Annotated in this window: 26 protein-coding genes; 12 read left to right on the forward strand and 14 right to left on the reverse strand. The window is 70.5% G+C overall.

Going from position 1 to position 26,498, the window contains the following annotated elements:
- The first annotated feature begins 63 nt into the window (after positions 1–63).
- The 3 genes from C593_RS0101250 (at position 64) to C593_RS0101265 (ending at position 3,105) form a co-directional block, all read left to right on the forward strand.
- Positions 64–246: a DUF6104 family protein gene (locus C593_RS0101250; RefSeq protein ID WP_003961784.1), complete on the forward strand. Its 183-nt coding sequence runs from the start codon at positions 64–66 to the stop codon at positions 244–246.
- Positions 247–1,217: 971 nt separating this feature from the next.
- The gene (locus tag C593_RS0101260; RefSeq protein WP_018845491.1) at positions 1,218–2,072 is read left to right on the forward strand and encodes a DUF4097 family beta strand repeat-containing protein; all 855 of its coding nucleotides are present in this window, start codon (positions 1,218–1,220) and stop codon (positions 2,070–2,072) included.
- A 1-nt stretch (position 2,073) separates the two neighbouring features.
- Positions 2,074–3,105: a helix-turn-helix transcriptional regulator gene (locus C593_RS0101265; protein ID WP_018845492.1), complete on the forward strand. Its 1,032-nt coding sequence runs from the start codon at positions 2,074–2,076 to the stop codon at positions 3,103–3,105.
- Positions 3,106–3,241: 136 nt separating this feature from the next.
- Here the strand turns inward: C593_RS0101265 and C593_RS0101270 are convergent, their stop codons facing one another.
- From C593_RS0101270 to C593_RS0101295, 7 genes are all read right to left on the reverse strand, one after another.
- A complete protein-coding gene (locus C593_RS0101270; protein ID WP_018845493.1) occupies positions 3,242–4,690 on the reverse strand; it encodes a cellulase family glycosylhydrolase in 1,449 nt (482 codons plus the stop codon).
- A gap of 69 nt (positions 4,691–4,759) precedes the next feature.
- Complete coding sequence (locus C593_RS0101275; protein WP_018845494.1) at positions 4,760–5,725, reverse strand: zinc-binding dehydrogenase; 966 nt, start codon at positions 5,723–5,725, stop codon at positions 4,760–4,762.
- A gap of 267 nt (positions 5,726–5,992) precedes the next feature.
- Complete coding sequence (locus tag C593_RS32860; protein WP_158686787.1) at positions 5,993–6,538, reverse strand: hypothetical protein; 546 nt, start codon at positions 6,536–6,538, stop codon at positions 5,993–5,995.
- Positions 6,539–7,037: 499 nt separating this feature from the next.
- The gene (locus tag C593_RS0101280) at positions 7,038–8,210 is read right to left on the reverse strand and encodes a M20/M25/M40 family metallo-hydrolase (protein WP_018845495.1); all 1,173 of its coding nucleotides are present in this window, start codon (positions 8,208–8,210) and stop codon (positions 7,038–7,040) included.
- Between the two features lie 33 nt (positions 8,211–8,243).
- Entirely contained in the window at positions 8,244–9,176 is a 933-nt protein-coding gene (locus C593_RS0101285; protein ID WP_018845496.1) for a DMT family transporter, read from the reverse strand.
- Positions 9,177–9,231: 55 nt separating this feature from the next.
- Complete coding sequence (locus C593_RS32865; protein WP_018845497.1) at positions 9,232–9,381, reverse strand: hypothetical protein; 150 nt, start codon at positions 9,379–9,381, stop codon at positions 9,232–9,234.
- A 141-nt stretch (positions 9,382–9,522) separates the two neighbouring features.
- A complete protein-coding gene (locus C593_RS0101295; protein WP_486591063.1) occupies positions 9,523–9,795 on the reverse strand; it encodes a hypothetical protein in 273 nt (90 codons plus the stop codon).
- 131 nt (positions 9,796–9,926) lie between these two features.
- On the opposite strand from C593_RS0101295, the gene C593_RS0101300 reads away from it, so the two are divergent.
- Complete coding sequence (locus C593_RS0101300) at positions 9,927–10,922, forward strand: helix-turn-helix domain-containing protein (protein ID WP_018845499.1); 996 nt, start codon at positions 9,927–9,929, stop codon at positions 10,920–10,922.
- Between the two features lie 623 nt (positions 10,923–11,545).
- Here C593_RS0101300 and C593_RS0101305 read toward each other — a convergent pair.
- Positions 11,546–12,757, reverse strand: coding sequence for an NAD(P)-dependent malic enzyme (locus C593_RS0101305; protein ID WP_018845500.1), 1,212 nt, complete (start codon positions 12,755–12,757; stop codon positions 11,546–11,548).
- 522 nt (positions 12,758–13,279) lie between these two features.
- On the opposite strand from C593_RS0101305, the gene C593_RS0101310 reads away from it, so the two are divergent.
- The 3 genes from C593_RS0101310 to C593_RS0101320 are packed head-to-tail and all read left to right on the forward strand — an operon-like array spanning position 13,280 to position 16,024.
- Complete coding sequence (locus tag C593_RS0101310; protein WP_018845501.1) at positions 13,280–14,227, forward strand: ABC transporter substrate-binding protein; 948 nt, start codon at positions 13,280–13,282, stop codon at positions 14,225–14,227.
- Positions 14,228–14,270: 43 nt separating this feature from the next.
- Entirely contained in the window at positions 14,271–15,251 is a 981-nt protein-coding gene (locus C593_RS0101315; RefSeq protein ID WP_018845502.1) for an amino acid ABC transporter permease, read from the forward strand.
- The gene (locus C593_RS0101320) at positions 15,248–16,024 is read left to right on the forward strand and encodes an amino acid ABC transporter ATP-binding protein (protein WP_078521087.1); all 777 of its coding nucleotides are present in this window, start codon (positions 15,248–15,250) and stop codon (positions 16,022–16,024) included. The genes C593_RS0101315 and C593_RS0101320 overlap by 4 nt, the downstream gene beginning before the upstream one ends.
- A gap of 220 nt (positions 16,025–16,244) precedes the next feature.
- On the opposite strand, the gene C593_RS0101325 is transcribed toward C593_RS0101320, so the two are convergent.
- On the reverse strand, positions 16,245–16,934 hold the full coding sequence (locus tag C593_RS0101325; RefSeq protein ID WP_078521112.1) for a class I SAM-dependent methyltransferase: 690 nt from the start codon (positions 16,932–16,934) through the stop codon (positions 16,245–16,247).
- Between the two features lie 208 nt (positions 16,935–17,142).
- Here C593_RS0101325 and C593_RS0101330 point away from each other — a divergent pair, with 208 nt between their 5' ends.
- Entirely contained in the window at positions 17,143–17,757 is a 615-nt protein-coding gene (locus C593_RS0101330) for a CGNR zinc finger domain-containing protein (protein ID WP_018845505.1), read from the forward strand.
- On the opposite strand, the gene sodX is transcribed toward C593_RS0101330, so the two are convergent.
- Positions 17,676–18,101 carry a nickel-type superoxide dismutase maturation protease gene (gene sodX / locus C593_RS0101335; RefSeq protein ID WP_018845506.1) on the reverse strand — a complete coding sequence of 142 codons (426 nt, stop codon included), beginning with the start codon at positions 18,099–18,101 and terminating at the stop codon, positions 17,676–17,678. The two genes, C593_RS0101330 and sodX, sit on opposite strands and share 82 nt — an antisense overlap.
- Positions 18,102–18,251: 150 nt before the next feature.
- On the opposite strand from sodX, the gene sodN reads away from it, so the two are divergent.
- A complete protein-coding gene (gene sodN / locus C593_RS0101340; protein ID WP_018845507.1) occupies positions 18,252–18,647 on the forward strand; it encodes a superoxide dismutase, Ni in 396 nt (131 codons plus the stop codon).
- A gap of 117 nt (positions 18,648–18,764) precedes the next feature.
- Here sodN and C593_RS0101345 read toward each other — a convergent pair whose 3' ends face one another.
- The 4 genes from C593_RS0101345 to C593_RS0101360 form a co-directional block, all read right to left on the reverse strand.
- The gene (locus C593_RS0101345) at positions 18,765–19,310 is read right to left on the reverse strand and encodes an HAD domain-containing protein (RefSeq protein WP_018845508.1); all 546 of its coding nucleotides are present in this window, start codon (positions 19,308–19,310) and stop codon (positions 18,765–18,767) included.
- A gap of 34 nt (positions 19,311–19,344) precedes the next feature.
- Positions 19,345–20,037, reverse strand: coding sequence for a class I SAM-dependent methyltransferase (locus tag C593_RS0101350; protein WP_026277248.1), 693 nt, complete (start codon positions 20,035–20,037; stop codon positions 19,345–19,347).
- 1 nt (position 20,038) lies between these two features.
- Positions 20,039–20,950, reverse strand: coding sequence for a phosphotransferase (locus tag C593_RS0101355; protein WP_018845510.1), 912 nt, complete (start codon positions 20,948–20,950; stop codon positions 20,039–20,041).
- 78 nt (positions 20,951–21,028) lie between these two features.
- Positions 21,029–21,778: a hypothetical protein gene (locus C593_RS0101360; RefSeq protein WP_018845511.1), complete on the reverse strand. Its 750-nt coding sequence runs from the start codon at positions 21,776–21,778 to the stop codon at positions 21,029–21,031.
- A 223-nt stretch (positions 21,779–22,001) separates the two neighbouring features.
- Between C593_RS0101360 and C593_RS0101365 the strand changes: the two genes are divergently transcribed.
- The 3 genes from C593_RS0101365 to C593_RS32870 all read left to right on the forward strand — a co-directional run bounded on the left by C593_RS0101365 (position 22,002) and on the right by C593_RS32870 (position 26,397).
- A complete protein-coding gene (locus tag C593_RS0101365) occupies positions 22,002–23,357 on the forward strand; it encodes an NsdA family TPR-like regulatory protein (RefSeq protein ID WP_026277249.1) in 1,356 nt (451 codons plus the stop codon).
- Between the two features lies 1 nt (position 23,358).
- Positions 23,359–23,889 (forward strand): NUDIX domain-containing protein, encoded by a 531-nt coding sequence (locus C593_RS0101370; RefSeq protein ID WP_018845513.1) that lies wholly within the window; start codon positions 23,359–23,361, stop codon positions 23,887–23,889.
- Between the two features lie 996 nt (positions 23,890–24,885).
- The gene (locus tag C593_RS32870; RefSeq protein WP_158686788.1) at positions 24,886–26,397 is read left to right on the forward strand and encodes a hypothetical protein; all 1,512 of its coding nucleotides are present in this window, start codon (positions 24,886–24,888) and stop codon (positions 26,395–26,397) included.
- Positions 26,398–26,498: the final 101 nt, after the last annotated feature.

Raw genomic sequence — 26,498 nt, forward strand, 5'->3', positions numbered from 1 at the left:
GCGTGCGGGAGGGTGTGCGAGAGCGCGGCAGGGCCGCCGCCGGACAGTCGATACCCTGTGCGCATGTACTTCACCGACCGCGGCATCGAGGAACTGGAGAAGCGGCGCGGCGAGGAGGAGGTCACCTTCGAGTGGCTCGCCGAGCAGCTCCGCACGTTCGTCGATCTCAACCCCGACTTCGAGGTCCCCGTCGAGCGGCTGGCCACCTGGCTGGCCCGGCTGGACGACGAGGACGAGGACGAGTAGCCGGCGGATCCGTCGTTCCGCCGGGCGCCCCTGGCCGGGCTCCCCGTCCTGCGCTCCCCGGCCCGGGCCGCCGGCGCCCCGGTACCGGGTGAGCGGCCCCCCTCCTCAGGGCATCCGTCATCCGGCGTCCGGCTTCCGCCACCGGGCTTCGGCGTCCGACGCCGCGGTGCGGGACGAGCGGCCCCGGCTCAAGGCATCCGTCATCCGCGTCCGGCATCCGTCACCCCGCTACGGCATCTGCCATCCGGCATCCGTCACCCGTCGTCCGGCTCAGGGACACCGGGCCGCGATCCGCGCGTACGCGAGCGTCAGCGCGCCGTGGACGGTCAGCGGGGGACCCGCCACCACCCGGCCCGCGCAGCGGCAGCGCACCCCATGAGGGCCGGCGGCAGTCCGGCCGTGAGACGGACCGTGCCGGGCGGGCGGGCCGCGCGGCCACGGTTCGAGCGCCCCCTCGGCCACCGCGTCCCGGGGGCCCAGCCGGCCGAGGTGTTCCGCCCCGCCGCGCGGCGGCCCTACGCCAGTCGGTCCGCAGGCTCCCCGGCCGACAGCCGCGCGGGGAGGGCCGGCCCGGTGCGGGTCAGCGCCCGGAGGACGCCCGTGATCCGGGCCCCGGAGGCCAGGGGTGACCCCGGCCCGGTCGCCGTCCCACCGCAGGGCGAGCACCGGCCGGTCCATGGCGACGGCCACGGCGGCGCCCGGCCTGCGGCCACCGCGTCGACGCCTCACCGCTCCTCGCCCCGGGCATGCCCTCCGGGGACCAGCGCCGTCCAGCCCTCGCCCGCGGGGAACGAGGAGCACGGGCTCGCGCAGCAGCAGGGCCGGACGCACACGTTCCCGGACCGGGTCCGGCGCGCCCCGGCGCGGGCCGGCAGGGCCGACGGCCCTTGACAGGACCCGCCCGCGATATATCGTGTTGAGCCAGGAGACGCGATATGTTGCGTCGTGGCCGGCCCCGGGAGGTCAGCACCATGGCAGAGTCGGCATGGGAAGTCGCCGAGCCCCAGAAACTCACCTTCGACGAGCCGGTGACCGCCCTGCGCGTCCGGATCGTCGACGGAACGGTCAACGTCGTGGGCACCGAGGAGGGTTCCGCGCGGCTGGAGGTCTCCGCGATCGAGGGGCCCCCGCTGCGCGTCACCCGGCGGGGCTCCACCCTGACCGTCGCGTATGACGACGTGCCCTGGAAGACCCTCCTCAAGTGGCTCGACCCGAACGGCGGTCCGCGCCGGGCCGTGGTCTCCCTGGCGGTGCCCGCGGGCGCCTCGGTGGAGGTCGGGACGGTCGGGGCGGGCGCGGTCGTCTCGGGGGTGCGCGGCACCACCACCGTCCGCGGGGTCAGCGGCGACACCACCCTTGTCGGGCTGTCCGGACGGGTCCGCGCGGAGACCGTCTCCGGCAGCGTGGAGGCGCAGGCCCTCACAGGGGACCTCGGCTTCCACTCCGTCTCCGGGGACCTCACCGTGATCGAGGGCTCGGGCCCGGCCGTCCGGGCCGAGTCGGTCAGCGGTGACATGGTCCTCGACCTCGGCTCCCCCGCCGGCATCCGGCTGACCACCGTCTCCGGGGAGGTCGCCGTGCGGCTCCCGCACCAGGCCGGGGTCCGGGTCGAGGCGAACACCGCCGGCGGCGCCGTGTCCAACGCCTTCGACGAACTGCGCGTCGGCGGCCAGTGGGGCAGCCGGCAGATCACCGGCACCCTCGGGGACGGCGCGGGCACCCTCCGGGCCACCACAGTCTCCGGTTCCCTCGCGCTGCTGCGAAGGCCGCCGGCCGAGGAGGACGAGGCGCACACGGACGGCGCCCCGACCGGAAAGGTTCTCTGACATGCCCCCCGTTTTCGCCCACGGCAGGCTCCGCCTCTATCTGCTGAAGCTGCTCGACGAGGCCCCGCGCCACGGCTACGAGGTCATCCGCCTGCTGGAGGAGCGGTTCGAGGGGCTCTACGCGCCGAGCGCCGGGACCGTGTATCCCCGGCTGGCCAAGCTGGAGGCGGAGGGCCTGGTCACCCACGCCACCGAGGGCGGCCGCAAGGTGTACTCGATCACCGACGCGGGCCGTGCCGAACTCGCCGGCCGCAGCGGTGAACTGGCCGATCTGGAGCTGGAGATCCGCGAGTCCGTCTCCGAACTGGCCGCGGAGATCCGCGACGACGTGCGCGGCGCGGCGGGCAAGCTGCGCAGCGAGATGCGGGCCGCGGCAGACCGGAGCCGCGGGCCGGGCACGGCTGGGCCGGGCACGAGTGGGGCAGGCACGGGCGGGGCGGGTCCCTTCGGCGACCTGGGCCTCGGCGACCTCACCGGTGACAAGGAGTCCTGGCAGACCGCCAAGGAGGAGCTGCGGCGGGCCAGGCAGGAGTGGAAGGAGCAGGCGCGGCGGGCGAAGGAGGAGGCCCGCCGCGCCCGCGAGGACGCCCGGCAGGCCCGTCGCCAGGCCAAGGAGGCCCAGGAGAACGCGCAGGAGGAACTGCGCCGGATCGCCCGCCAGGTCCAGGAGCAGGTCCAGGACCACTTCGCGCGCGGCGACTGGCCGGCGGGGGTGCGCGAGGGCCTCGCCGATCTGGCCGGGCTGTTCGGCGGCCCCTCGGGGACGACCACCCGGCGGCCGACGGCGCCCGAAGCCACGCCGTCGGACCCGGACCCGGACTGGGGCCGGGACGCGGTGGCGGAGGACTCCAACGACCCGGCACGGGACCTGGAACGGCTCCTCGACCGCTTCCGCGACGACATCCGCGACGCGGCCCGCGACCACGGCGTGACCCCGGCCCAGCTCGCCGAGGCCCGCCGCCACCTCTCCACGGCCTCGGCCCACATCGCGGCCCTGCTGGCCACCCCGCCCCGGAACCCCGACACGCCCTGACCCGCCCGCCCCCGTGCCCCCGGCCCGCCCGCGAGCCGGGGGCGTGCCCCGCGCCTCACCCTGCGGGCCGGGGCGACGCGGCCGGAAGAGGCGACGGGTCCGCGGGGGCCGCGTCCCAGGCGCCCGGACCGGGCGCCTACCCGCCGTCGCCTGGACGGGCGGTCACCTCGACGCGCGTGCCGGGCACGGCGTACACCCGCACGGTCGCGGCCCGGCCCGGGCGCGCGCCGGGGTCCGGGGTCAGGGCGAGGCCCTTGACGGCGAGACGCCAGCCCCCGGGGCGCGGTGGCAGGGACACCTCGGTGACGCCCGCCCGGGCGCGGTAGGCGAGCCGGTAGACGGCCCGCTCCGGGTCCCACTCGGCGGTCGGGCCGGTGCCGGCGACGGCCGGGGCGTAGGGGGTGGCCGTCTGCTCCTTGTTGGTCCGGAAGCGGCCCTCGGCGTCGACGGCGCAGTAGCCGCCGCCGTAGCACCACACATAGCCCGCCCAGCCGGAGCCGTAGCGGTCCAGGGAGGCGAGGGCGTCCCGGTAGAAGCGGCCCATGTTCGGCAGGGCGTTGTTGAGCGGGCCCCACTCCCCCACCACGACGGGCATCCGGTGGGTGCGCGGATAGCGGGTGACGGCCGCCTCGTACGCCTCGATCCAGCCGGCCGAGGGGTCGTAGTCGGCGCCCGCCTCCATCGCGGTGTTGTAGAAGTGGGGCGCGTAGACGACGCGGCGGTCGTCGATGCGGCCGAGGCCGGTGGGGACGCCCTCGCCGACGATGGGCGTGGGCTCGACGAAGATCCAGGTGTGCGGGTCGACGGAGCGCACCGCCCGCGCCAGCCGGTTGTACATCGGGGTGAGCTGCTCGCGCTCGATCCGGCGGGCGGCCGACGGCAGGTCCTCGCCCGCCCGCAGCTCGCCCATGGGTTCGTTGATCAGGTCGTAGCCGATGACGGCGGGGTGGTCGCGGAACCGTTCGGCGAGCACCCGCCACATGCGCTCCTGGGCGCGCCGCAGGTCCGGGTCCTCGTAGAGGTGGGTGAACGCCCGCTGCACGGCGGGCTCGAAGTACTCGGCGAACCAGTCGTCGGGGTGCGGGGTGAACGGCAGCCCGTCGGTCCTGGTCGCCCACGCGGGGATGCCGCGGTGGCCGAACGCGGGCCCGAAGACGTCCTGGTGGGCGTCGATCAGCACCTGGACGCGGTGCTGGTGCGCCCAGCCGAGGACGCGTTCGATCTTCCGGAGGTACGCCTCGCTGTATCGGCCGCGGCGGGGCTCCAGGTCGTCCCAGAAGACCAGCAGCCGGGCGAAGTTGAAGCCCTGGGAGCGCAGGTCGCGGAAGTGGCGCTCGGTGACCGCGGAGAGGGCGTCCTCGCCGCGTCCGGACTTGTCCTCGACGTTCCAGCCGCGCAGGGTCAGGACCCGGCCCCGGTCGTCGGTGAGCGGCGGGATGCGGTCCGGAGTGCGCTCGGGAGTTTGGTCGGGGGTGCCGTGCGGGAGGCCGTCCGGGGCGGCCTCGCGGGCGTGGACGGGGGCGGGCGGGGCGCCGAACAGCAGGGCGGCGACGCAGACGAGGGCGGCGAGCAGACGGCGGTGCATGGGACCTCCGGCACGGTCGGTCATGCGTACGACGGTGCCGGAGATCCCATCAAAGGGTCTGACGGGGCATCAAGAGTTCGTCAGGACAATCTTCCCGAAGAGGTCCCCGGACGCGATCCGCTCGAAGCCCTCCCGGGCCCGGTCCAGCGGCAGCACCCCGTCGATCACCGGGCGGACGCCGGTCGCCGCGCAGAAGGACAGCAGATCCTCCAGCTCGTCCTTGGAGCCCATGGTCGAGCCGACGACCTTCAGTTCCAGGAAGAAGATCCGGGTCAGCTCGGCGTGCGAGGGGCGGTCGCCGCTGGTGGCGCCGGAGATGACCAGGGTGCCGCCGGGGCGGAGGGACTTGACGGAGTGCGACCAGGTCGCGGCCCCGACCGTCTCCATCACGGCGTCCACCCGGTGCGGCAGCCGCGCGCCGGGCTCGAAGGCGTCCTCCGCGCCCAGCTCGACGGCCCGCTTCCGCTTGGCCTCGTCGCGGCTGGTGGCGTAGACCCGCAGACCGGCGGCCTTGCCGAGGACGATCGCGGCGGTGGCGACCCCGCCGCCCGCGCCCTGCACGAGGACCGAGTCGCCGGGCCGGACACCGGCGTTGGTGAAGAGCATCCGGTACGCGGTCAGCCAGGCCGTCGGCAGACAGGCGGCCTCCTCGAACGTCAGCTCCTTCGGCTTGGGCAGCACGTTCCAGGTGGGGACGCTCACCTGCTCGGCGAAGGTGCCCTGGTAGCGCTCGGTCAGGATGGAACGGGGCTCGTCGGGGCCCACGCCGTGGCCGCTCTGCCCGATGACCGAGTGGAGGACGACCTCGTTGCCGTCCTCGTCGACCCCTGCGGCGTCGCAGCCGAGGATCATCGGCAGCTTGTCCTCCGAGAGCCCGACGCCCCGCAGCGACCACAGGTCGTGGTGGTTGAGGGAGGCGGCCCTCACGGTCACGGTCGTCCAGCCGGGACGGGCCTGCGGCGCGGGGCGTTCCCCCAGTTCGAGGCCGTTCAGGGGCTGGTCGCGGTCGATACGGGCGGCGTAGGCGGCGAACATGGCCCTGAGCGTAGGGCGACGGGGTGCGTGGCGGAACCACACACCGGTGTGACACGCGTCCCGTGACACACCGCCGGGCCCGGCGCGGGCCCCCGCCGGTGGCGCGCGCCCGGGCAGGCGGCCATAGGTGCTGACCAGAGCCGGCCGAGGTCTTCCGAGTGATGTCGGCGGCTTGCGGCAGAGCTGTCTCATCCGGGGGACCCGACTTGCCGTCCATGCTGTTCGGTGGACGGACTCGGACTCGGCCGCCGCTGAGCCCGGCGGTTCTCACCCCGACGCCAAGAGAACCCACCCGGCAACGCAGATGGCGCCAAAAAGACAGAGGTCAGCAATCCACGAGATGGTGAGGGTGCGCCGAGGCTGTTCTTCGGTGCGCGGGACCCTCCGCTTTCGAACAGTCTCGTTGATCCGTTCGGCGGCTCGACCCGAAGATCCGATGAAATGATCCAGGAGTGATCCACCGAATCCCGCCGAATAGAATTCCTCATTGTCGAAGGTGCGCACCGTCAGAGTGCCACCCCCCGACGTGTCGGCTTCCATCACATGATGATAGGGAATTCGATAGGTGAAGAGTGGATTTACCATCTTCAGCTCAGATTTCCCGAGAATCACCCGGGAGGCCCCGATGCGTCGGATCAGAGCGATCGTCCCCAGGGCGGCAACAACCCCTGAGAGCGGACCAGAGGCATTGCCGGAAGTGACCACGCTGGCCGCAGCCGCTGCGGTAAAAGCCATCGCAGCCATCATGGTCCAGCACAGGACCACGAACGATATCCTGCGCAGGACGATTGTGTTCCGATTTGCCTGATTCATCTCTTCGCCCTCGCGGTTCTTCGACGTGGATAGCAGGAGCGGCAGCGGCGGTGAGTCGTCACCGCCGCTGCCGACTGCTTCAGAGGCCGCTGGCAGGCTCCACTGTAGGGCCCCGGGCTCCCGTCCGGATTCCCGGGGCAGGATCCAATGCTTGCCGAGTTCGCGCCAAAGAACCCGGCATCTGCTGCGGCTCGGCCGCTTGCGTTCGCATTCTATTGGCTTCTGGCGTTCGATTTCGGCGGAAGCTTCCCGCTGTTCAGCCGGCGGCGCAGCAACCCTCCGTGCCGGTTCCGCGAACCATGGCCGGCGGGACAGCAGACAACGTGGTGTGAACCTCCTTCTGTACAGTCGGTGAGGGGCGTCCGAAGCCACCTCCTATGGCTTCGGACGCCCCTTCACGGTGCCCGGACTCACAGGCTGTTGGGGAATCGGCTTCGGCCAGGCCGCCCGCGCCCGGCGGGCGCGGGGCTCGGCACTGACCGTGCCGGGCGTGGCCCTCTCAGACTGCGAGGGCCAGGGGCGAGTTCGGCTGCTCCAGGAGGATGGGCGCCACCTTCAGGACCGACTCCAGCAATGCTTGGGTGCCGAGTACCAGCTGCTCGTCGGGGGTGTGCTCCTTGTTGGAGTGGGAGAACCCGCCGGTGGAGGGTACGAACATCATCGCGGTGGGAAGCCGTGTGGAGATCACCGACGCGTCGTGGCCGGCGTAGGAGAGCAGCTGACCCGTGCGGCCGTTCTCCTGGCAGGTCTCGTCGACGGCGTCCAGGACGCGCTTGTCGAAGTGCGCGGCGGGCTTGGCGGAGATGCGGGTCAGCACCGCGGTGCAGCTTTCCTCAGCGGCGATGCGGGACAGGGTCTCGTCCAGGTCGGCTTCGATGTCGTCCAGCGCGGTGTCGGAGGATGCGCGGATCTCCAGTTCGGCACCCGCCGTTCCGGGGACGACGTTGGCCGCTCCGGGACCGAAGCTGATGACGCCGGCGTTGCCGATTCCCATGGGGTCGATGCCGAGGATGATGTTCTTCAGCTCGGCGACCATGCCGGCGGCGACGCGTCCGGCATCCTGCCGGTCCGCCCACATGGTGGTGCCTGCATGGTTCTCCTGCCCGGTTACCGACACCTGGTAGCGGCGTACTCCGACGATGCCGGTGACGGGGGCCAGGTCCAGGCCGGCGGTCTCCATCCGCCTGCCCTGTTCGACGTGGATCTCCAGGTATCCCACCAGGTCATCGACGTGGGCGGAGTTCGCGAGCGCGGTGGATCCCACCAGGCCGCCGGCGGACTCGGGGCGTACGCCCTCTTCATCGAACCAGGCAACGGTCTCGACGTGGTCTGCCATCGGGTGCCCTTGCTCGTGCAGCGTGCGCAGGACTTCCATGGCGGCGATCACTCCGTAGGCGCCGTCCAGGTGGCCGCCGGCGGGAACGGTGTCGGCGTGCGATCCGATGAGCAGCCAGGGGCCTGAGGTGTTCCTGCGGCGGGAGAAGACGTTGCCGATCTCGTCGTAGTAGGTGTGCAGGCCCTCCACGCGCATGGTCTTGTCCAGCCAGTCCCGACCGGCCCAGTCGGCCTTGGTGCCAGCGATGCGCCACAGGGCGCCGTCCTGGCCGGCCCCGATCTGGGAGAGGTGGGTGAGGTCGGAAAGCAGGCGGGCGGCGTTGATGCGAAGTGGCACAAGAGGCTCCTTGAGGCGTTGATGAGGCGGTGTTCAGCGCTTGGCGCCCAGCGCGACACCGGTGACGATGGCGGCCATGCAGAGGATCTGGATGAGGGTGATGTGCTCGCCGATGGCGAAGTAGGCGACACAGGCGACGAACACGGGCTGGAGGTAGTAGATGACCCCGGCACGGGTGGCGCCGATGAGCGCCACGGCCTTGTTCCAGGTGTAGAAGGCGATCGCGGAGGAGGCGATGCCTATGTAGAGCAGAGGGCCGACGGTGGCGCTGCTGGGGGTGAAGGCACCTTGGAGGGCGACAGAAGCGGCGTAGAAGGGGGCAAGCATCGCAGTGCCGGCGGCGAAAGTGGCCAGGAGGAAGCTCGGTCCGGAGATCGTGGACGGCTTGCGCTTGAGGAGTGCGGAATAGCCGGCGAACGTTGCCATCGCGGCGAGCATCCACAGGTCACCGGCCCTGAAGTCCATCGTGAGCAGGGCGGTGATGCTTCCCTTGGAGACCAGGGTGATCACGCCTGCGAACGCGATGACCATGCCGGTGGCGCGGACGAGAGTCATGCGCTCTCCGCCGATGAGAGCGAACGCTGCGATCGCCACGGGGGATGCGGCGGCGATCAGTGCCAGATTCGTGGCCGACGTCGACTGGCCGGCGATATAGATCAGGGTGTTGAACAAGGTCACCCCGAGCAGGGCGGCGAGCACCACCAGGCCGGCGTGCCGGCGCACCGCCGGGCGCTCGCGCACGAGACCGCGGACGGCGAAGGGGGCGACAGCCGCGAGGGCGATCACCCACCGCCAGAAGGAGGTCTGCACGGGCGGGATGGCGTCGCCCAGGTGGCGGGCGATGACGAAGTTCCCCGACCAGATGGCGGTGGCGCCAAGCGCAAGGAGGGGGCCGAGCCACAGGCCGAGGCGGAAAGCCGGGGCCGCAGCGGCTTCGGTGCGTACTTCGGAGGTGGTCGTGGTCAACTTGAAAAATCCTCATCTGAGTTCTTCGGGCGGTGGCAGTGGGCCGGGTTGCCCGTCATCCCCAGCCGGCGGAACGTTCCAGGCCCTGGCTGCGTAGTTGCACCTCGGGCTCGGAGGGCTTCGCGAGCCCGGCTCCGGTGATCAGGGCGGCAATGAAGGCGGCGGCGACGGCGACGGCGGCGAGCGGTCGACGGAAAGCAGACATGACGCTCCTCGAAGGAAAAGACGGAAGGGGTCGTCCGGGCGATCAGGGGCGACCTGCCCGGCGTGGACACCACACTGCTTGCCCGGCAGCACGAGGGGAAGAAGATCCACTTGGCAATAGGTGGCCTGGCAGCGTCCTGCCTTACAGCCGATCCGGCACGACATGCCAGCCGGTCAGCGCCGGTGAGCTCTCCAACGCGCGGGAGACGATTCCGCGCACCAACACGGCGGCCCTCTCCCGCGTCACCGCCTTGATGAAGAACGTCAGACGACCAAGTCCCTGGGCGTCACGGCGCTTGGCATGCAGATGCTCCACCCCGTCCGCGAGAGAAGCGACGACCCACAGAATGTCCACCACATCAGCAGGCAGAGCAGCGCTTTCAGGCCCGCGCAGAGCCACAGTCACGATATGCATGCGCAAATCTTGAGACGCGACTCGGACATTGCCCAGGGTTTCGCCCAGGCAGGAAGCTTCCGGGCAGCAACCTGCCTGCCCCTCAGGTACGATCACGGACGGCGCGGCGAGAGCATCAGACGAGGAAGCCCATGTCGCAGCTGCACGCGCTCGGAATCGACCGTAACGCCGAAGCCGTCTACCGGCTCATGCTCGAAGAACCCGAGCACGGCGTCGCTGAGCTCGCCGAGAGCCTGGCACTGCCGAGCAGCGAGATACGCACTGCCCTCGACCAGCTCGCCGAACTACGTCTGCTGCGCGCCTCCCTGCAAGCCGAAGGCGCGCTGCGCCCTGTCTCCCCCACCGTCGGCATCCAGCTTCTCCTCGCCACCCGGGAGAAGGAGCTCCGCCATGCCCAACAGGAGTTCGCCGACGCCCAGGTCGCCGCCTTGGTCCTGCTCCAGCAGCACGCCGAAGCCGAAACCGGCCGCCACGACGTCGAACTTCTCACCGGTATCGAGGAGGTCCAGGCCCGCCTGGAACAACTCGCCCACAACGCCATCGGGCCCCTGATGTCCTTCATGCCCGGCGGAGCACAGACCCAGGCCACGCTCGACGCCTCCCGCCCGCTGGACGCCGCCCTGCTGCAGCGCGGCATCCCCATGCGCACCCTGTACCAGTCGTCCGTACGCAACGACCTCGCCACGCTGAACTACGCCCGCTGGCTCACCTCGCAAGGCGGACAGGTGCGCACCGCCGCCGTCCTGCCCGTGCGTATGGTCCTCTTCACCGGCCAGGCCGCCCTGCTGCCCGTCGACCCTGACGACTCCCGCCGCGGTGCCGTCCAGCTGCGAGGCCCCGGCATTCTCACCGCGCTCGCCGCCCTGTTCGACGCCATCTGGGAGCAGGCGGACAAGTTCGGCACCGAGGCCGACCGCGAGCACGACGACAACGGGCTGACCGGGCAGGAGCGGCAGCTGCTGCGCTTGCTCGCCCAAGGACACACGGACGCGATCGTCGCCCGCAAGCTCAGCCTCGGCGTCCGCACCGCCCGTCGGTTGATGGCCGACCTCATGACCCGCCTCGGCGCCCGCTCCCGCTTCGAGGCCGGCGCCGAAGCCGTTCGCCGCGGCTGGCTCGACCACTGAAGCCGAGCCGCGTGTCCCGTCTCGACGAAGTCAGCCGTTCGGGCGCCGCTGTCCTTCATGGACTGGAGGCTGACGACGCCGGAGGGCGTGCACAGGGAGTACGCGTCGCCGTCGAGGACGCCGGGGCCGGGGCTGAGCGCGGGCGCGGCTTCGGCCTGGTGGAGGAGTGCCTTCATGCCGCTGGTGGACATCGTGCGACGGCGGTGCTGGGCGATCTCCCGGTCGGTGACGACGCCGCCCGGGTCGGAGGGCGACCACCCGGCCGGACGTGGGCCGGCTCGCCGAGCCCGGGGCAGACCCACGCCCGGGAGTGGGCTCCCGCCCGGCCGGGGGCCGGCCCGCCGGGTCCCGGCCGCGGGAAGGGGGAACGGGACGCCCGCTCGGGCGGTCCGCCGCCGCACGCCGGGCCCCCGGCCACCCGGCAGTCAGGCGCCCACACGCGGAACGGGCCGCCTGGCCCGCTCCATGGCGCGAGCACGCCCCCGGGCGGACTCCCTCCCAGCCCGCACGCCGGGCCCCCGGCCACCCGGCAGTCAGGCGGCCACACGCGGAACGGGCCGCATCCAGCCGGATGCGGCCCGTTCCCGTGCTCCCTACGCGGCGCGCCTGCGCGCCCCCGCGCGTCAGCGGCGCGCGACGCCCTCCGCGCGCGCGGTCGCGGCCACCGCCGCGGTGACCGCCGGGGCGACCCGCTCGTCGAACGGCGAGGGGATGACGTAGTCGGCCGACAGGTCGTCACCGACGACGTCCGCCAGCGCGTTGGCCGCCGCGATCTTCATGCCCTCCGTGATGCGGGAGGCCCGCACCTGGAGCGCGCCCGCGAAGATGCCGGGGAACGCGAGGACGTTGTTGATCTGGTTCGGGTAGTCCGAACGGCCGGTGGCCACGACCGCCGCGTACTTGTGCGCGACGTCCGGGTGGACCTCCGGGTTCGGGTTGGCCATGGCGAAGACGAACGCGCCCGGGGCCATCGAGGCGACGGCCTCCTCCGGCACGGTGCCGCCGGAGACGCCGATGAACACGTCCGCACCGGCGAGCGCCGTCTCCAGCGGGCCGGACAGGCCCGCCCGGTTGGTCAGCCCGGCCAGCTCCCGCTTGACCGGCGTGAGGTCCGCGCGGTCGGCGCTGACGATGCCCTTGCGGTCCGCGACCGCCACGTCGCCGATGCCGGCCTCCAGCAGGAACTTGGCGATGGCCACACCGGCCGCGCCCGCCCCGGAGATGACCGCGCGCAGCTCGCCCAGCCCGCGCCCGGTGAGCCGGGCGGCGTTGCGCAGGGCGGCCAGGGTCACGATCGCGGTGCCGTGCTGGTCGTCGTGGAAGACGGGGATGTCCAGGCGCTCCTGGAGCTTGCGCTCGATCTCGAAGCACCGGGGGGCCGAGATGTCCTCCAGGTTGACGCCGCCGAAGGAGGGGGCGAGCCGGACGACGGTGTCCACGATCTCGTCCGCGTCGGTGGTCGCCAGCGCGATCGGGACCGCGTCCACGCCGCCGAACTGCTTGAAGAGGATCGCCTTCCCCTCCATGACCGGAAGGGAGGCCTCCGGCCCGATGTCGCCGAGGCCGAGCACCGCCGTCCCGTCCGTCACGACGGCCACGACCTGGGACTTCCAGGTGTAGTCGTGGACGAGGTCGGGCTGCTCGGCGATTGCGGTGCACACCTTGGCGACGCCCGGTGTGTACGCGAGTGACAGGTCGTCCTTGTCCCGCACCGGCACGGTGGCCTGGACGGCCATCTTGCCGCCGCGGTGGAGAGCGAAGGCCGGATCGAAGGGCTCGTCGGCACCCTCCGTGTCGGCGCTGTCGCTGCGAGGATTGACGATCTCCGCTGCCATGGGTTGACCCCTTAAGTCTTCATCAGTTGAGGGTGGCCACTCCTGGTTGAGGAGCGGTGGGCGGGCACCGCGTCCGAACCCTGCGCCAGGTGGTTGGCCCGCCGTGGCAGGGGTGTGTCTCGCACGCGCGGGCGCGCCGCACAACGCGCCCTGAGCCCCGGATGAGGGGTGTAAGGATCCTTCTTACCGGACAGACCTCACCGTCAGCGAGTCGTTTTCGTCCAGGTGACGCGGCTCATAGCCGGTAACCCGGGCGACTCCCCCGGTCCGGTTGAATCCGCCCAGAAGGCCCATCGACGGGAGATCTTCCGGTAGGAAGCCGGAGCCTCGGCAAAGATGTGGCCGTGTTGGCACCGACCGCCGCGGTTCCGATGTGTCCCGTTACCCGATTTTGACATGCGTGGCCCCCTGAATCGGCTGGTCCGAATGGCAAGATGCCGAAAACGAACAGGGTCGCGACACTCGAAGAGGAGTGCACGACCTTCTGGCACACCCCTCTACACACGCCGGAGGACCCCGATCATGACCGCACGCACCACCCGTCGCACGACTGCCGCCAGGTCCCGTCTCACCGCAGTCGGCGCGATCGCGGTCGCCGGCGCCCTGACCCTCTCGGCCTGCGGCGACCAGACCGACGGCGGCTCCAGCGAGGAGACGAAGACCGGCACGGCCTCCGCGGCGCCCCTCGCCGACAAGCTGCCCAAGGCGATCCAGGACAAGGGCGTCATCACCGTGGGCTCGGACATCGCCTACGCGCCCATGGAGTTCATGGACGAGAACAACAAGCCGGCCGGTGTCGACATCGACCTCGCGAACGCCATGGGCGAGGTCCTCGGGGTGAAGTTCCAGTTCGAGAACGCCACCTTCGACCAGCTCGTCCTCGGCATGAACAACGGCCGCACGGACATCGTCATGTCCTCCATGACCGACACCAAGGAGCGCCAGCAGGGCGCGAGCGAGGACGCCAAGGGCGGCGCCGACTTCGTGAACTACTTCAAGGCCGGCTCGGCTCTGCTGGTCCAGAAGGGCAACCCCGAGAACGTCAACTCGCTGGAAGACCTGTGCGGCCTCACCGTCGCCGCCCAGCGCGGCACCGCCAACGAGACGCTGCTCAAGGAGCAGCAGAAGAAGTGCGGTGACGAGAAGATCAAGGAGTTCATCTCCGACCAGGACACGGACTCCATCACCCAGCTCCAGACCAAGCGCGCCGACGTCGTGATCACCGACTTCCCGGTCGCGCTCTACAACGAGCTGAACGCCGGCGGCGGCAAGCTGTTCGAGGTCGTGGGCGACCAGATCGACGCGGCCCCGTACGGCATCGCCGTCAGCAAGAAGAACCCCGAGCTGCGCGACGCCATCCAGGCCGCGGTCCAGAAGATCATCGACGACGGCACCTACGGCGAGGTGCTGAAGAAGTGGAAGGCCGAGTCGGGCGCCATCGAGAAGGCCACGGTCAACGCCGGGCAGTGAGCCGGCGCCTGAGGAACCCCTCCCTACGTAAGGCAGCAACTCCGTGACTGACCCCCTCGACAAGGTCCCCGGCGACGTCCCACCGGACGGCGACGGGGGCTCGTCCCCCCGCAAGACCGCCTCGGCGGCCCCGGAGACGATCAAGGCCGTCCCCGTCCGGCACTACGGGCGCTGGATCAGCGCCGCGATCGTGCTGGTGCTGGTCGGCCTCCTGGTGAACGCGTTCGCCTCGGCGAACATCCAGTGGAGCGTCGTCGGTGAGCAGATCACCAACGGCACCTTCGCCCGGGGCGCCTGGGAGACGCTCAAGATCACCATCTACTCGATGCTGATCGGTGTCGTGCTCGGCACGATCCTCGCGGTGATGAGGCTGTCGCCGAACCCGGTGCTCTCCTCCGTCGCCTGGGCGTACATCTGGTTCTTCCGCGGCACCCCCGTGCTGGTCCAGATCCTGCTGTGGTTCAACCTCTCGATCGTCTTCGAGTACCTCGACCTCGGGTTCTTCTACAAGGACGAGATGAACCAGGTGATGACGCCGTTCGTCGCCGCGCTGCTCGCCCTGGGTCTCAACGAGGCCGCCTACATGGCCGAGATCTGCCGGGCCGGCATCCAGTCCGTCGACTCGGGTCAGACCGAGGCCGCGCACGCGCTGGGCATGAAGGGCGGCAAGACGATGCGCCGTATCGTGCTCCCCCAGGCGATGCGCGTGATCATCCCGCCGACGGGCAACGAGTTCATCAACATGCTCAAGACGTCCTCGCTGGCCTTCGCCATCGGGTACGGGGAGCTGTTCCTCCGCGGCCGCGAGTTCGGGTCCCGGACCCTCGCGATCATGGAGGGGTACATCGTGGTCTCCCTGTGGTACCTGGCCCTGACGACCGTGTTCACGATCGGCCAGTACTACCTGGAGCGCTACTACGCCCGCGGCGCGAACCGCCAGCTGCCGCCCACGCCGCTCCAGCGGCTCCGGGCCCAGCTCACCTCGTTCCGCGTGCCGAGCAAGGTGGGAGGGACGACCGTATGACGTCCACGACGGCACATCCGATGGTGAAGGCGGAGGGCGTCCACAAGTCCTTCGGCCACGTCAAGGTGCTCCAGGGCATCGACCTCGAGGTCGCCCCGCGTGAGGTGTTCTGCCTGGTCGGCCCGTCCGGCTCCGGCAAGTCCACCTTCCTGCGGTGCATCAACCACCTGGAGAAGATCAACGGCGGCCGGCTCTCGGTCGACGGCCAGCTGGTCGGCTACCGCCAGAAGGGCGACAAGCTCTACGAGCTGAAGGACAGCGAGGTCGCGGCCCAGCGCCGGGACATCGGCATGGTCTTCCAGCGCTTCAACCTCTTCCCGCACATGACGGCGCTCGCGAACGTCATGGAGGCCCCGATCCAGGTCAAGGGCGAGTCCAAGGCCGTCGCCCGGGCCCGCGCGGAGAAGCTGCTCGACCGGGTCGGCCTCGCGGACAAGGCGGGGAACTACCCGTCCCAGCTCTCCGGCGGCCAGCAGCAGCGCGTGGCGATCGCCCGCGCGCTCGCGATGGAGCCGAAGCTGATGCTCTTCGACGAGCCGACCTCGGCCCTCGACCCGGAGCTGGTGGGTGACGTCCTCGACGTCATGCGCGGCCTCGCCGAGGACGGCATGACGATGATCGTCGTGACGCACGAGATGGGCTTCGCCCGGGAGGTCGGCGACTCGCTGGTCTTCATGGACGGCGGCGTGGTGGTCGAGTCCGGCCACCCGCGCGACGTCCTCGGCAACCCGCAGCACGACCGGACGAAGTCGTTCCTGTCGAAGGTGCTCTGAGCGTCCGCGCTGCTCCGGCGCTGCTCTGAGCGCGGGGCGCCACGGAGGGGCGGTACGGATCGGTGATCCGTACCGCCCCTCCGGCGTTCCCGCCCGGCCCGCGCGCTCCGGCGCGCGTGCTCCCGCGTTCCCACCCCGGCCCGCGTGCTCCGGCGCGCGTGCTCCCGCGTTCCCACCCCGGCCCGCGTGCTCCGGCGCGCGTGCGCGGCCGCGCACCGGGCTACTTCACCGCCAGCACCAGCGCGTCGCTCGGGGACGCCCACACCGTCCGCGCCTCGCCGAAGCCCGCCGCGCGGAGGGTATCCGCGTGCCAGGCGGCGGAGGGGGTGTCGCCGTCCGCGTGCTCGCCGTAGATGCGGAAGCGCTCGGCGGTGGGCGCGGCGAGGGCCGGGTCCGCGGCGGCCAGGGCCCACCACTCGGCCCAGTCGACCGCGCCGGCCTCCCGCGCGCGGTCCATCGCGGCGTGGCGGTGGGCCGACTCGGCGGCGTTGATCCGGGGCGTGGCCGGGTCCTTCATCCGGTCGGCGTTCATGAACACGCCGTCTGGCCGGACCAGCCCCGCGAGCTGCCCGTACAGCACCGCCAGCGGCTCACTGTGCAGCCAGTGCAGCGCGGTCGCCGTGAGCACCGCGTCGTACGAGGGGTACGGGAGGGCCGCCGTCCACTCCGGGTCCTTGAGGTCGGCGGTCACGAAGGTGACGCGCTCGTCGCCGGCGAAGTGGCCGCGGGCGATGGTCAGCAGCGCGGGGTCGAGGTCCACGCCCGTGCTGACCGCGTCCGGGAACCTCGCCAGCAGCCGGTCCGTGATGCTTCCGGTGCCGCAGGCCAGGTCCAGGACCCGGGGCGCGGTGCCGATCGTCGCCTCGACCATGTCGAGCATGATCCGGAAGCGGTCCTCGCGGTCGGGCATGTACCACTCCTGCTGGCGGTCCCAGCTCTCCTGCCACGCCCGCCAGTCGGTGCCGGCCGGGCCGTTTTCCCGGCCCGTCCCCGCGTCCGCTCCCGTACCGGTCGCCGTCTCCACCACCGGAACCCTCCCGTCCGTAATACCCTCGAAGCAATGGCGGCCGTTACGCCACCGTTACGCCGACAGTAGACCGTCCCCGTAAGGACTACAAGTGGAACTGGCCCATTACTCGGATTACGCGGTGCGCCTGGTGAACACCGAGGAGCCCGTCCGCGAGAAGGACACGCTGACCTCGGTCGAGGCGGTGCGCCGGCTGTTCGGCGCCTCCCAGCAGGCGGCCCGCCGGGCCACCGAGGCGGACGTGTCCCGGTTCCGCGGGGTCCGGGCCCGGCTGCGGGCGGTGTTCACCGCGGCGGACGAGGGCGAGGAGACCCGGGCCGTGGACCTGCTGAACTCCCTGATGCTGGAGTACCCCGTCAGCCCCCAGATCTCCGGCCACGACTTCCGCGACGACGACGGCCGCCCGCTGTGGCACATGCACCTCGCCGACCACCCGTCGAACGCGACCGCGGGGTACGCGGCCATCGCCGCGATGGGCCTCGCCTTCCACCTCACCACGCACGGCGTCGACCGCCTCGGCCTCTGCCAGGCCGCACCCTGCCGCAACGCCTATCTGGACACGTCCACCAACCGGTCCCGCCGCTACTGCTCCGACCGCTGCGCCACCCGGGCGAACGTCGCCGCCTACCGGGCCCGCAAGCGGCTGGAGGCCGAGCGGTCCGCCAGCACCGGGCGCAGCGCCGAGACGGCCCAGGACGCCACGTAGAGGGGGGTGCGGCGGCGTCCCGGCAGCATCGGCCGGTAGCGGGCGCGCACCCGGGCGAGCACCAGCTCGTCCGGGACGGGCCCGAAAGCGCGGCTGTCGACGACCTCGTCGTCCGGGTTGTCGCCCAGCACCCACCAGCCGCCTGTACGCCGCTCGATGAGTCGCTTCACGATGAGCAGGTCCTGCTGGAGCGGGTGGCGCAGCACCGCCACGTCTCCCGGGCGGACCTCCGCGCCGTGGTGCACCAGGAGCTGGTCGCCGTGCCGGAGCGTCGGATACATCGAACGCCCGGTCACCTCCGCGACGCCGAACGGCGGCCGCGCCTGACGCACCTGCTCACTCATCGGGGCACCTCCGGGTCCACCGTACGTTCGGCCACGCGTCCCGTCCCGGTCCCGGACTTTTGTCCTAAGCCCCCGGGGGCACTCGGGAAATCACGCCTCTCACGGAGTAATGTCCCACCTGAGAAGACGATCACGAGGAAGGACAGCTTCATGCTCTCCCGCCTGTTCGCCCCCAAGGTGACGGTCAGCGCCCACTGCGACCTCCCCTGCGGCGTCTACGACCCGGCCCAGGCCCGCATCGAAGCGGAGTCGGTCAAGGCCGTCCAGGAGAAGTACCAGGCCAACGAGGACCCGGAGTTCCGGGCCCGGGCCATCACCATCAAGGAGGAGCGCGCCGAGCTCGCCAAGCACCATGTGTCGGTGCTCTGGAGCGACTACTTCAAGCCGCCGCACTTCGAGAAGTACCCCCAGCTCCACACGCTGGTGAACGAGACCCTCAAGGCCCTCTCGGCCGCGAAGGGTTCGACCGACCCGAAGACCGGCGAGAAGGCGCTGGAGCTCATCGCCGAGATCGACCGGATCTTCTGGGAGACCAAGAAGGCCTGATCTCCCGTCCCCGCTCCGAAGGGGTACGACCGTTCGCGGTCGTGCCCCTTCGGGTGTTCTGGGAGACGGACGGGAGATCGCCGGGGACGACGGGCAGCAGTCCCGTGACTCCACGCCTCAGAAGGCACGGACCGCAGGCAGCGGCGGGGACGAGACCGCGAGCTCGGTCAGGTGCTCTGACTGCAGTCCGAGATGCGGGTCCGGCTGCATGATGAGGGTCGGCGTTCCCCTGGCGGTGCGCTCCGCCGCCCAGACCTGGTCGAGGCCGGTGAAGTCGTCGTCGATCCAGACGGCGGGGGCGTCGCCGAGCCAGGCGTCGACGTGGTCGCGCTTCCACAGGTAGCCGTTGGGGTGGCTGGTGGTGATCTGCGGACGCGGGAGATCGACGTACGGCAGGGTTGGAAGGCCGAGGAGCGGGCCGATGAGGGTGGTGGCGTCCTGGCGCCAGCTGGTGCACCAGACCGGGGTGACCAGGCCGGTGCGGATCACGTCCATGAGCAGGCGGCCGTGATCGGGGTTGAGCCAGACGGTGACCGGGTTGTCGGCGCTGCGGCCGGCGGGGACGACGTCGTGGCGGGCGTGGGTGGCCGGGGTCGAGCCGTCCGCGTTGGGGAAGGGTATGAGGACGCCGTCGATGTCGAGGAGCAGGTAGGGCGGGCGCATCGTTCCTCCGGGGGAAGCCGGGACGAATGGCTGGTCAGAGCTTCCGGGCGCGGATCAACAGGGTGATGGGCCAGTGGCCCATGCGGGGGTCGTGGAACTCCTGGGCCGCAGTGAGCCAGAAGCCCGCCCGGCTGAGGTGCCTCTCCCAGCGGTCCGTGGAGAACTCCCAGCGGGCGATGGGGAGCCGAGTGCGATCGGGCAGGGTGACGAAGTCGCGGCGAGGCCGGTCGTCACCCGAAGGGCTGCGGCCGCCACGCTGCGGGTGCGGGACAGAGAAGGCCAGCACCCGGCCGGGCGTGAGGTGCTGGGCGATGGTCGGCAACAGGAGTTCGGGGGCGACAAGGCCGACGGCGCCGAAGACGGAGTAGATCGCGTCGAACTGCTCATCGGAGGCGTGCACGTAGTGCAGGGCGTGGTCGGCGACGAAGGTGAGGTTGTTCAGCCGTCCGTAGTGGGAGCGGGCGCGGCGGACCTGGAGGCCGACCAGGTCGACACCGGTGACGTGGGCGCCGTGGCAGGTGGCGAGGTGGGCGACGTTGTGGCCGGGGCCGCAGCCGAGTTCCAGGAGTCGCTTGCCGCGCAGGTCCGGGCCGAGGACGTCGGCGCCGGGCCCTTGGCCTGGTCGAGTGGTCCACTCCATCCGGGCAGGCACGGCAAGCGGTTCGGCAAGGCCAGCGTTGGTGCGCTGGAAGGCATGGGCGTGCCAGGGGGATGCCTGGGCGAGCACGTCAGATGTCCAAGAGGTGGAGGACGTCGGTGAAGTGGCGGCGGACGACCTTGAGGTAGGCGGGGTCGGTGGCCGGGTCGTTGATCCAGCGGATGGCCTGCTCCATGAACCACTCGACGGCCCACATGCGGTGCCAGCCCAGGGCCCAGGTCTCAGCGGTGAGCCCGCCGCGCGGGGCGAGGGCGTCGGGGGTGCCGCCGGCGGTGACGTACTGCTCCAGGAAGACGCGCAGGCGCACGGGGTGCGGGGGCTCGATGGTGCCGTGCCAGCTGGCGAGGTCGAGCAGGCCGGGGCCGGTGAAGGCGCGGGCGAAGTCGAGCAGCCGCCAGCCGCGCTCGCCGATGTGGAGGCTGGTGGGGTGGAACTCGGAGTGCACCCAACCGAACGGTTCCAGCGTCGCTCCGGCCGAGCGGGCCTCGGCGGCCTGGGCGATCCGGTCGAGCGCGTCCTCGACGTCGTCGGCGTCCTGCCACCGGTCGGCCTTGCGCAGCCGTTCGAGGTGCTCCAGTGCCCGGGCGGGCAGCGTGCGCAGCCGGTTCTGGTCGAGGACGGGCAAGGGCAGAGCCGTACGGGTGCCGTGCAGGACCACGGCCGCGGCGACGCCGTCGAGGTCGTCGGCCTCGCGTACGGACGGCCCGAGGTCCTCCATGAGCATGCCGAGCCAGCCGTCCAGGACGGCGGAGGCGTGGACCTGGGGGACGGGTACGCCGAGGGTGTGGGCCAGGCGGAGGGCCTGGTCCTCGCTGTCGAACGGCTTCTTGGCGTACTTGAAGATGGCCGTGGAGCCGTCGGGGAAGGTCACGCGCTCGACTCCGGACATGGACCACACGCGTACCTCCTCCCGTACGGCGGTGGTCTGGCCGGTCGCGGTGAGCAGGTTGTCGAGGAGTTCGGCGCTGGGGTTGGTGGTCACGGGAGGGCTCCGGGGAGGGGTGGTGGCGTCCGGGGCGGGCGAGGGATGCCGGCTCGCCCCGGAGCCTGATCGGGTGGGTTACGCGGCGGGGTTCGCGCGGTGGGCGTAGACCTGCTCGATCCAGCCCGCCTTGAACGCGGCGAGGTCGTCGCGGAAGTTCGCCATCGAGGCACCGTAGGGCGCGACCACGCCGCCGGACTGGTCCGGCACGGACTGGCAGCCGTGCACGAGCCGGCCGCCGAGGGCGGCGTGGGCCTTGATGGACTCGATGCGGCGGTGCTCGTTGAACCAGCCGCCGTGGTAGACCTCGTCGAGCATCCCGCCCATCTCGTCATCCAGGTCGAAGACGACGGAGGTGGCGGCGGGGAAGAACCAGCACGGGCCGACGTTGGAGATGTGCCCGTCCAGCTCGACCTTGTTGAGCGCCATGAGCGTGGCCGCCTCGCGGAGCATCCGCAGGTGGTCGGCAGTGATCTGCGGCAGGCCGAGGCCGGCCAGGTGCTCCTCGCGGAAGAGGTACGCGTACACCTCGTACGCGGTGACCACGACGCGGGCCGCGTCGGAGGTGGATTCGCTGTGCTGCTTGATGAAGTCGAGCGCGAGCTGCTCGACCGCGCTCTCGGTCGTCTCGTCCACGTCCAGGAGCTGGGCCTTGACCAGCTCCCAGTCGGCGACGAGCCAGGTGTTGGACTCGAAGCGGAAGAAGTACTCGGCCGGGTCGATCGTGATGCGCCGGCCGTCGACCTGGATGCCGGGCAGGCGGCTCCAGCGCGGGTCGAACGCCTCGGGCAGCTCGACCGTGATGGCCTTGGTGTCGATGATGACCACCGTGTCTCCGTTTCTGATCGGCCAAGTTCGGGCACAGGAATGCCCGAGCCTGGTGTGGGCGTACGGAACCTCGGGGTGCCGCCCGGACCAAGGGGGAGCCTGGATCACGGTCGCGCCGTTCCGGGCGGCTGCTGATAAGTGAACCGGTGGTCACGCTCAGTGGGTACGGTGGAAGGCAGTTGAAGCGGTATACGCGGTTTACAGCTCCGGAGTGGAGGCGGTCGTGGCGGCGCCGAGAGAACCCAACTCCCGTCTGCGCGACGTCATCGCGACGGTCGACTGCACCTACGAGGCCCTCGCCAGAGACGTGCGGCGCATCGCCGCCGAGAACGGCGAGATCCTCCAGACCAACAAGTCGGCCATCTCGCACTGGGTGAACGGCACCCGTGCCCCGTCGGGCCGGGTAGGCCAGTACCTGGCCGAGGCGCTGTCCCGCCGAGCGGGACGCACGGTTACCCAGACCGAGATCGGCCTCCAGACCAGCGATGACGAAGAGCCGGCGGAATCCGACCCCGTCCTCGCCGCCACCGACCTGGGCCGCGCCGACGTCGAACGCCGCCGCTTCCTCGCCATCGCGGCCTTCACCACCGCCGGCGTCGCCATGCCGCTCGGATACGACCACGAGGCCACCACCCGCGTGCTCCGCGCCCGCACCGGCACGTCCCTGGTCGGCGCGGAGGACGTGGACGTCGTACGGCAGATCACCGCGGCCTTCAGCGCGGCCGACGAGCGCCTCGGCGGCGGGCACGGCCTGACCACCGTCACCGCATACCTCGCCGACACCGCCGCCCCCATGCTGCGCGGACGCTTCCCCAGCGAAGCCTTACGCCGGGCCGCCTTCGGCGCCGTCGCCGAACTCGCCTACCTCGCAGGGTGGAAGCACCACGACCTCGGCCAGGAAGGCGCCGCTCAGCGCTACTACCAGGTCGGCTACAAGCTCGCCTGCGAAGCCGACCCACACGGCCACGCCGCCTGGATGATGCGCGCCCTCGCCCACCAGGCCCTGAGCCTCAAGCAGCCCCACCACTGCGTCGACCTCGTCGAAGGCGCCCTCCGCACAGGTCTCGGCCACGTCGACGGCCAGACCGAGGCCCTCCTCCACATCACCCACGCCCGCGCATACGCAGCCACCGACGAGAACCCGTCGGCCGCACGCGCCCTGCTCGCCGCCGAGGACGCCCTCCTCCGCGACGATGGCTCCCAGCCCAGCTACTCCCGCGCGAGCGGCCCCGCCGCCGGCACCGTGGCCAGCCACACCGCCCGCACCCTGACCGATCTCGCCGACCACATCGGCACCGAACAACAGCACCGAGACGCCCTGGTGCGCTGGGACCCCGAGAAGTACAAGCGAGTCCACGCCCTCACCCACGCCGACCTCGGCGACAGCCTCGCCGCCCAGGCCCGCGCCGACGAGGCGGTCGCCGCCTGGACCCAGGCCCTGGTCCTCATGGAGGGCATGACCTCCGACCGGACCCGCAAGGCAATCACCTCGATCCGCTCCACCCTCGCGGTCTACCAGCGCCGCCGCGTTCCCGGTGCCGCCGATCTCGCCCGCCGCGCCCGCGAGACCCTCGCCTAACATGCCCAACAACCTGCCCGACGAAGGGAACACCGTGCCCCAGCAGACCGACGACCAGCCGAAGACCCTCAAGCCGGCGCTCGAATCGATGACCCTGCTGGTCGCGGCCGTCATCGTCCACGACCAGGAGACCAACCGCGTCGTCCTCCTCCGGCGCAGCGAGAACGCCAAGTTCGCCAAGGGAATGTGGGACCTCCCCATCGGCAAGAGCGAGCCGGGCGAACCCATCACCGAAACCGCGGTCCGCGAGCTCTACGAGGAGACCGGCCTCACGGTGAAGCCCGAGTCCCTCAAGGTCGCCCACATCATCCACGGCGCCTGGGGCGTCGAAGCCCCCAACGGCTTCCTCACGGTCGTCTTCGCCGCCCACGAATGGACTGGCGAACCCGAAAACCGCGAACCCCGCAAGCACGCCCAGGTTCGGTGGGTCGACGCCGACATGGTCCCCGAGGAATTCGTGGAGACCACCGCCAGCGCCCTCCACCGCTACCTCAGCGGCGGGCCCGAGGTCTCGCTGAACGGCTGGAAGTAGCGGGCCCTGTCTCTTGGCGCTACCGGATGTAGGGACTGCTGAGATAGGGAGAGCTACCCCCATAAGTCAAGTCCCTCTACCAGAAGGGCGTGTTCATCGCACGCACATCCGTCAAAGCTTGGTAGGTGCCCACGGCTTCTACTACTACTAGGGGTGGAGCGCGCCCGTACTGCGCATCAGCTCTGCACCTCGTACCGGAACTCTTCCGGAGAGACACCTTGACCCCGCCTTGATCACAGCAGGCAGGGCAACTGCAGGATGCGAGCGTAGAGGGCGGTCCTACCCGCCTTGCCACTGCTCTAGTGGATCGAGCCTTGGTATGACGGCACCAGACCTTCCCTAATGAGGTTGGAGCCCACTTCCCGGCGGTTGATCAACCGTCGGCTGCGATGAGCCCAGCCTCCTCGCATGCTGAGCTGCGTACCGGAAGGTCCACAATGGAAGCCACGGAAAAGAACGACGAGCCATTCCCTAAGCCCGCCCCAGCCGAATGGCAGAGGCGATGGGTGGATGCCGTACTCGCCACAGATGGCGTCAACGTCCCACGCGCCGCATTGGAGCAGATCGCTCCCTTTGTAGTGCAGCCCAAGGCACTCCTGTACTCACCCCGCGCGCAAGACAAGGCTGAGCGACTTCGCGACGACGTCCTCGTCCCGATCCGCACGGATGCCGGAACTGCTCTCGCAGTCAGCTTGAAGATCGCGGGTTACGCTGGCACGACCTGGTGGGCACAACGAGCGGATCAGCACGGCTTTCCGCTCCCCTGTCGATCCCTCGAATGGTGCCAAGCCCACTTTGCCCGCCGTTCGCCCGTGGACAGCGGTCACGACTGACGGTGAGGAACGGACTTACAGCGCCCTGCGTAGCGAATTCCGCACTCTCCATGAACTACTCGACACGATTGACCGCTCCGGCAATGAACTCACTGGGCGGGATGGGCATCGGCCGTACGACCTACGGGAAGATCTGGTCCTGAACGGCCAGATGGAACCGTGCATGTACATCGCACAGCAATTGGTCCTCGACGAGGCGTCAGTCGATGCATCAGGAGGTCAGCGCCCGTCCTCGTACTGGGTATGGCCAGCAGTCCGCGGTAACAATCGCACCAAAGCGCGTCATGAGTTGCTTGGCCTGAGCTCAGCCGAAATCGCCACCGGAGTGTCCATGGCCAAATTGGGCATGGACAGCACGGACGTCTCCACGAATCCAGCGTTCTGGCTTCCCAAGTACTCCTCCAAGCTCAACGACGAGTACAAGGCAGCCTGCGCAGCAGGCGACTTCGATGCTGCGGCCTACCGATCTCGCAAGGTTGCCGTGGTGACGGCACATCTGGTAATCGGAAGCCCCAGCCCGGAGCGGCTCTACCGCATCGTGCAGAGCAGTAACCGTCGTGATCACGTCCACCCTCCGTTGGAGTTCAAGCCCAACGACCGGAGCCGATCTCTCGGGCGCAGCATCCTCGGTGCGTACAGTGCTGCCGGCATCCTGCGTGAGGATGTAGCTGATGTGCTCGCAGGCACTCAGCCCATTAGTCGTCTGCCCGACGGCCCCGGAGACGCCCCTATCTCAGTACAACGAGACTGGCGTTCGATGCGCCTGCTGCGCGAGTTCTTCCCCACGGAAGACGACTCCGGTCGGCGTGAGCTCATCAGGGCAGCGCTCAGCGAGCCAGCGCCATCGACTCTCGGTCGCCCTCACGTGAATCGGCGCCTGCGGGCATGGTCGGCACTCACCTCGGAAAGCTACCCAGAGCCCTGGAACCCGCGTGTCGCGGATGCACTACCCGTCTCGCTCGCCAAAGAAGGCGCGGTGCTCTCGTGCCGCCCTTTGCGGGATCTGCTAGCGTCCGCGGACGCCGATGCCGATGCCTTCGAAGAGCTGCTGCTCTACCGAGCGCCTCACTGGCTGGCCGCTTTCGATCTGATCGATGCGGACCGCGGCTCTGTCGGAGCACAGCGCGGCGACAGCGACACAGATCAGACTGTGGACAACGAAGAGTCCCTGCGTATCCGCCGTGGGGTGAACAACGCCATCGCTGCCATGCGAGCCAATCGAGTCCGCGCCGTTGGGCTTCTGCGAGAACTGGCCACCGCGATGGATGAATCCGACCGTCCGCCAATGCAGGTTGGTGAGTCCGGCGAGCCGCTGGGCAAGCCGGCCAGCCGCGCTTGGTTCAACAAGACCTTCCCGAAGGTTGCCGGGGCTACACGCACGAACACGGGCGCGCCGCTGCAACCGGGCGCGGCTGCGGCACCGCCGGAGACCGATACGGAGGCCGTCAAGCGCTTGCGGCGGGAACTGGCCGACGTTCTGACAACGCTGGAAGAGGGAGTCAAACTTCTCCCTGCGATCGCCTCGCAGATGCGGGCCCATGCTCGTGCTGCGAACATCGCCCAGCCTCTGTCAGAGAGCCGCGCCCAGAGTGCTGCCCTCCAGGTGACGGGCTTGCTCCAGCCACTGCGGGAGCTTCCCGAGCTGCTCCTCGCCCTGGGGAACCGAGAGATGTAAGGGGTGCCCGCGGAAGTGACGATTTAGTCGGTAGCTGGACCGCTGGTACTTGCGACCGGCAGTCCGCACACAGTCCGCAGGACACCCGATCAAGACCGCCC

This window comes from Streptomyces sp. CNT372, from assembly GCF_000377145.1.

Excerpts from the sequence above, each read along its gene's own strand:
- C593_RS0101250 (WP_003961784.1), top strand. The coding sequence starts at position 64 with ATGTACTTCACCGACCGCGGCATCGAGGAACTGGAGAAGCGGCGCGGC.
- C593_RS0101260 (WP_018845491.1), top strand. The coding sequence starts at position 1,218 with ATGGCAGAGTCGGCATGGGAAGTCGCCGAGCCCCAGAAACTCACCTTC.
- C593_RS0101265 (WP_018845492.1), top strand. The coding sequence starts at position 2,074 with ATGCCCCCCGTTTTCGCCCACGGCAGGCTCCGCCTCTATCTGCTGAAG.
- C593_RS0101270 (WP_018845493.1), bottom strand. The coding sequence starts at position 4,690 with ATGCACCGCCGTCTGCTCGCCGCCCTCGTCTGCGTCGCCGCCCTGCTG.
- C593_RS0101275 (WP_018845494.1), bottom strand. The coding sequence starts at position 5,725 with ATGTTCGCCGCCTACGCCGCCCGTATCGACCGCGACCAGCCCCTGAAC.
- C593_RS32860 (WP_158686787.1), bottom strand. The coding sequence starts at position 6,538 with ATGAATCAGGCAAATCGGAACACAATCGTCCTGCGCAGGATATCGTTC.
- C593_RS32865 (WP_018845497.1), bottom strand. The coding sequence starts at position 9,381 with ATGTCTGCTTTCCGTCGACCGCTCGCCGCCGTCGCCGTCGCCGCCGCC.
- C593_RS0101295 (WP_486591063.1), bottom strand. The coding sequence starts at position 9,795 with ATGCATATCGTGACTGTGGCTCTGCGCGGGCCTGAAAGCGCTGCTCTG.
- C593_RS0101300 (WP_018845499.1), top strand. The coding sequence starts at position 9,927 with ATGTCGCAGCTGCACGCGCTCGGAATCGACCGTAACGCCGAAGCCGTC.
- C593_RS0101305 (WP_018845500.1), bottom strand. The coding sequence starts at position 12,757 with ATGGCAGCGGAGATCGTCAATCCTCGCAGCGACAGCGCCGACACGGAG.
- C593_RS0101310 (WP_018845501.1), top strand. The coding sequence starts at position 13,280 with ATGACCGCACGCACCACCCGTCGCACGACTGCCGCCAGGTCCCGTCTC.
- C593_RS0101320 (WP_078521087.1), top strand. The coding sequence starts at position 15,248 with ATGACGTCCACGACGGCACATCCGATGGTGAAGGCGGAGGGCGTCCAC.
- C593_RS0101325 (WP_078521112.1), bottom strand. The coding sequence starts at position 16,934 with ATGCCCGACCGCGAGGACCGCTTCCGGATCATGCTCGACATGGTCGAG.
- sodX (WP_018845506.1), bottom strand. The coding sequence starts at position 18,101 with ATGAGTGAGCAGGTGCGTCAGGCGCGGCCGCCGTTCGGCGTCGCGGAG.
- sodN (WP_018845507.1), top strand. The coding sequence starts at position 18,252 with ATGCTCTCCCGCCTGTTCGCCCCCAAGGTGACGGTCAGCGCCCACTGC.
- C593_RS0101345 (WP_018845508.1), bottom strand. The coding sequence starts at position 19,310 with ATGCGCCCGCCCTACCTGCTCCTCGACATCGACGGCGTCCTCATACCC.
- C593_RS0101370 (WP_018845513.1), top strand. The coding sequence starts at position 23,359 with ATGCCCAACAACCTGCCCGACGAAGGGAACACCGTGCCCCAGCAGACC.
- C593_RS32870 (WP_158686788.1), top strand. The coding sequence starts at position 24,886 with ATGTACATCGCACAGCAATTGGTCCTCGACGAGGCGTCAGTCGATGCA.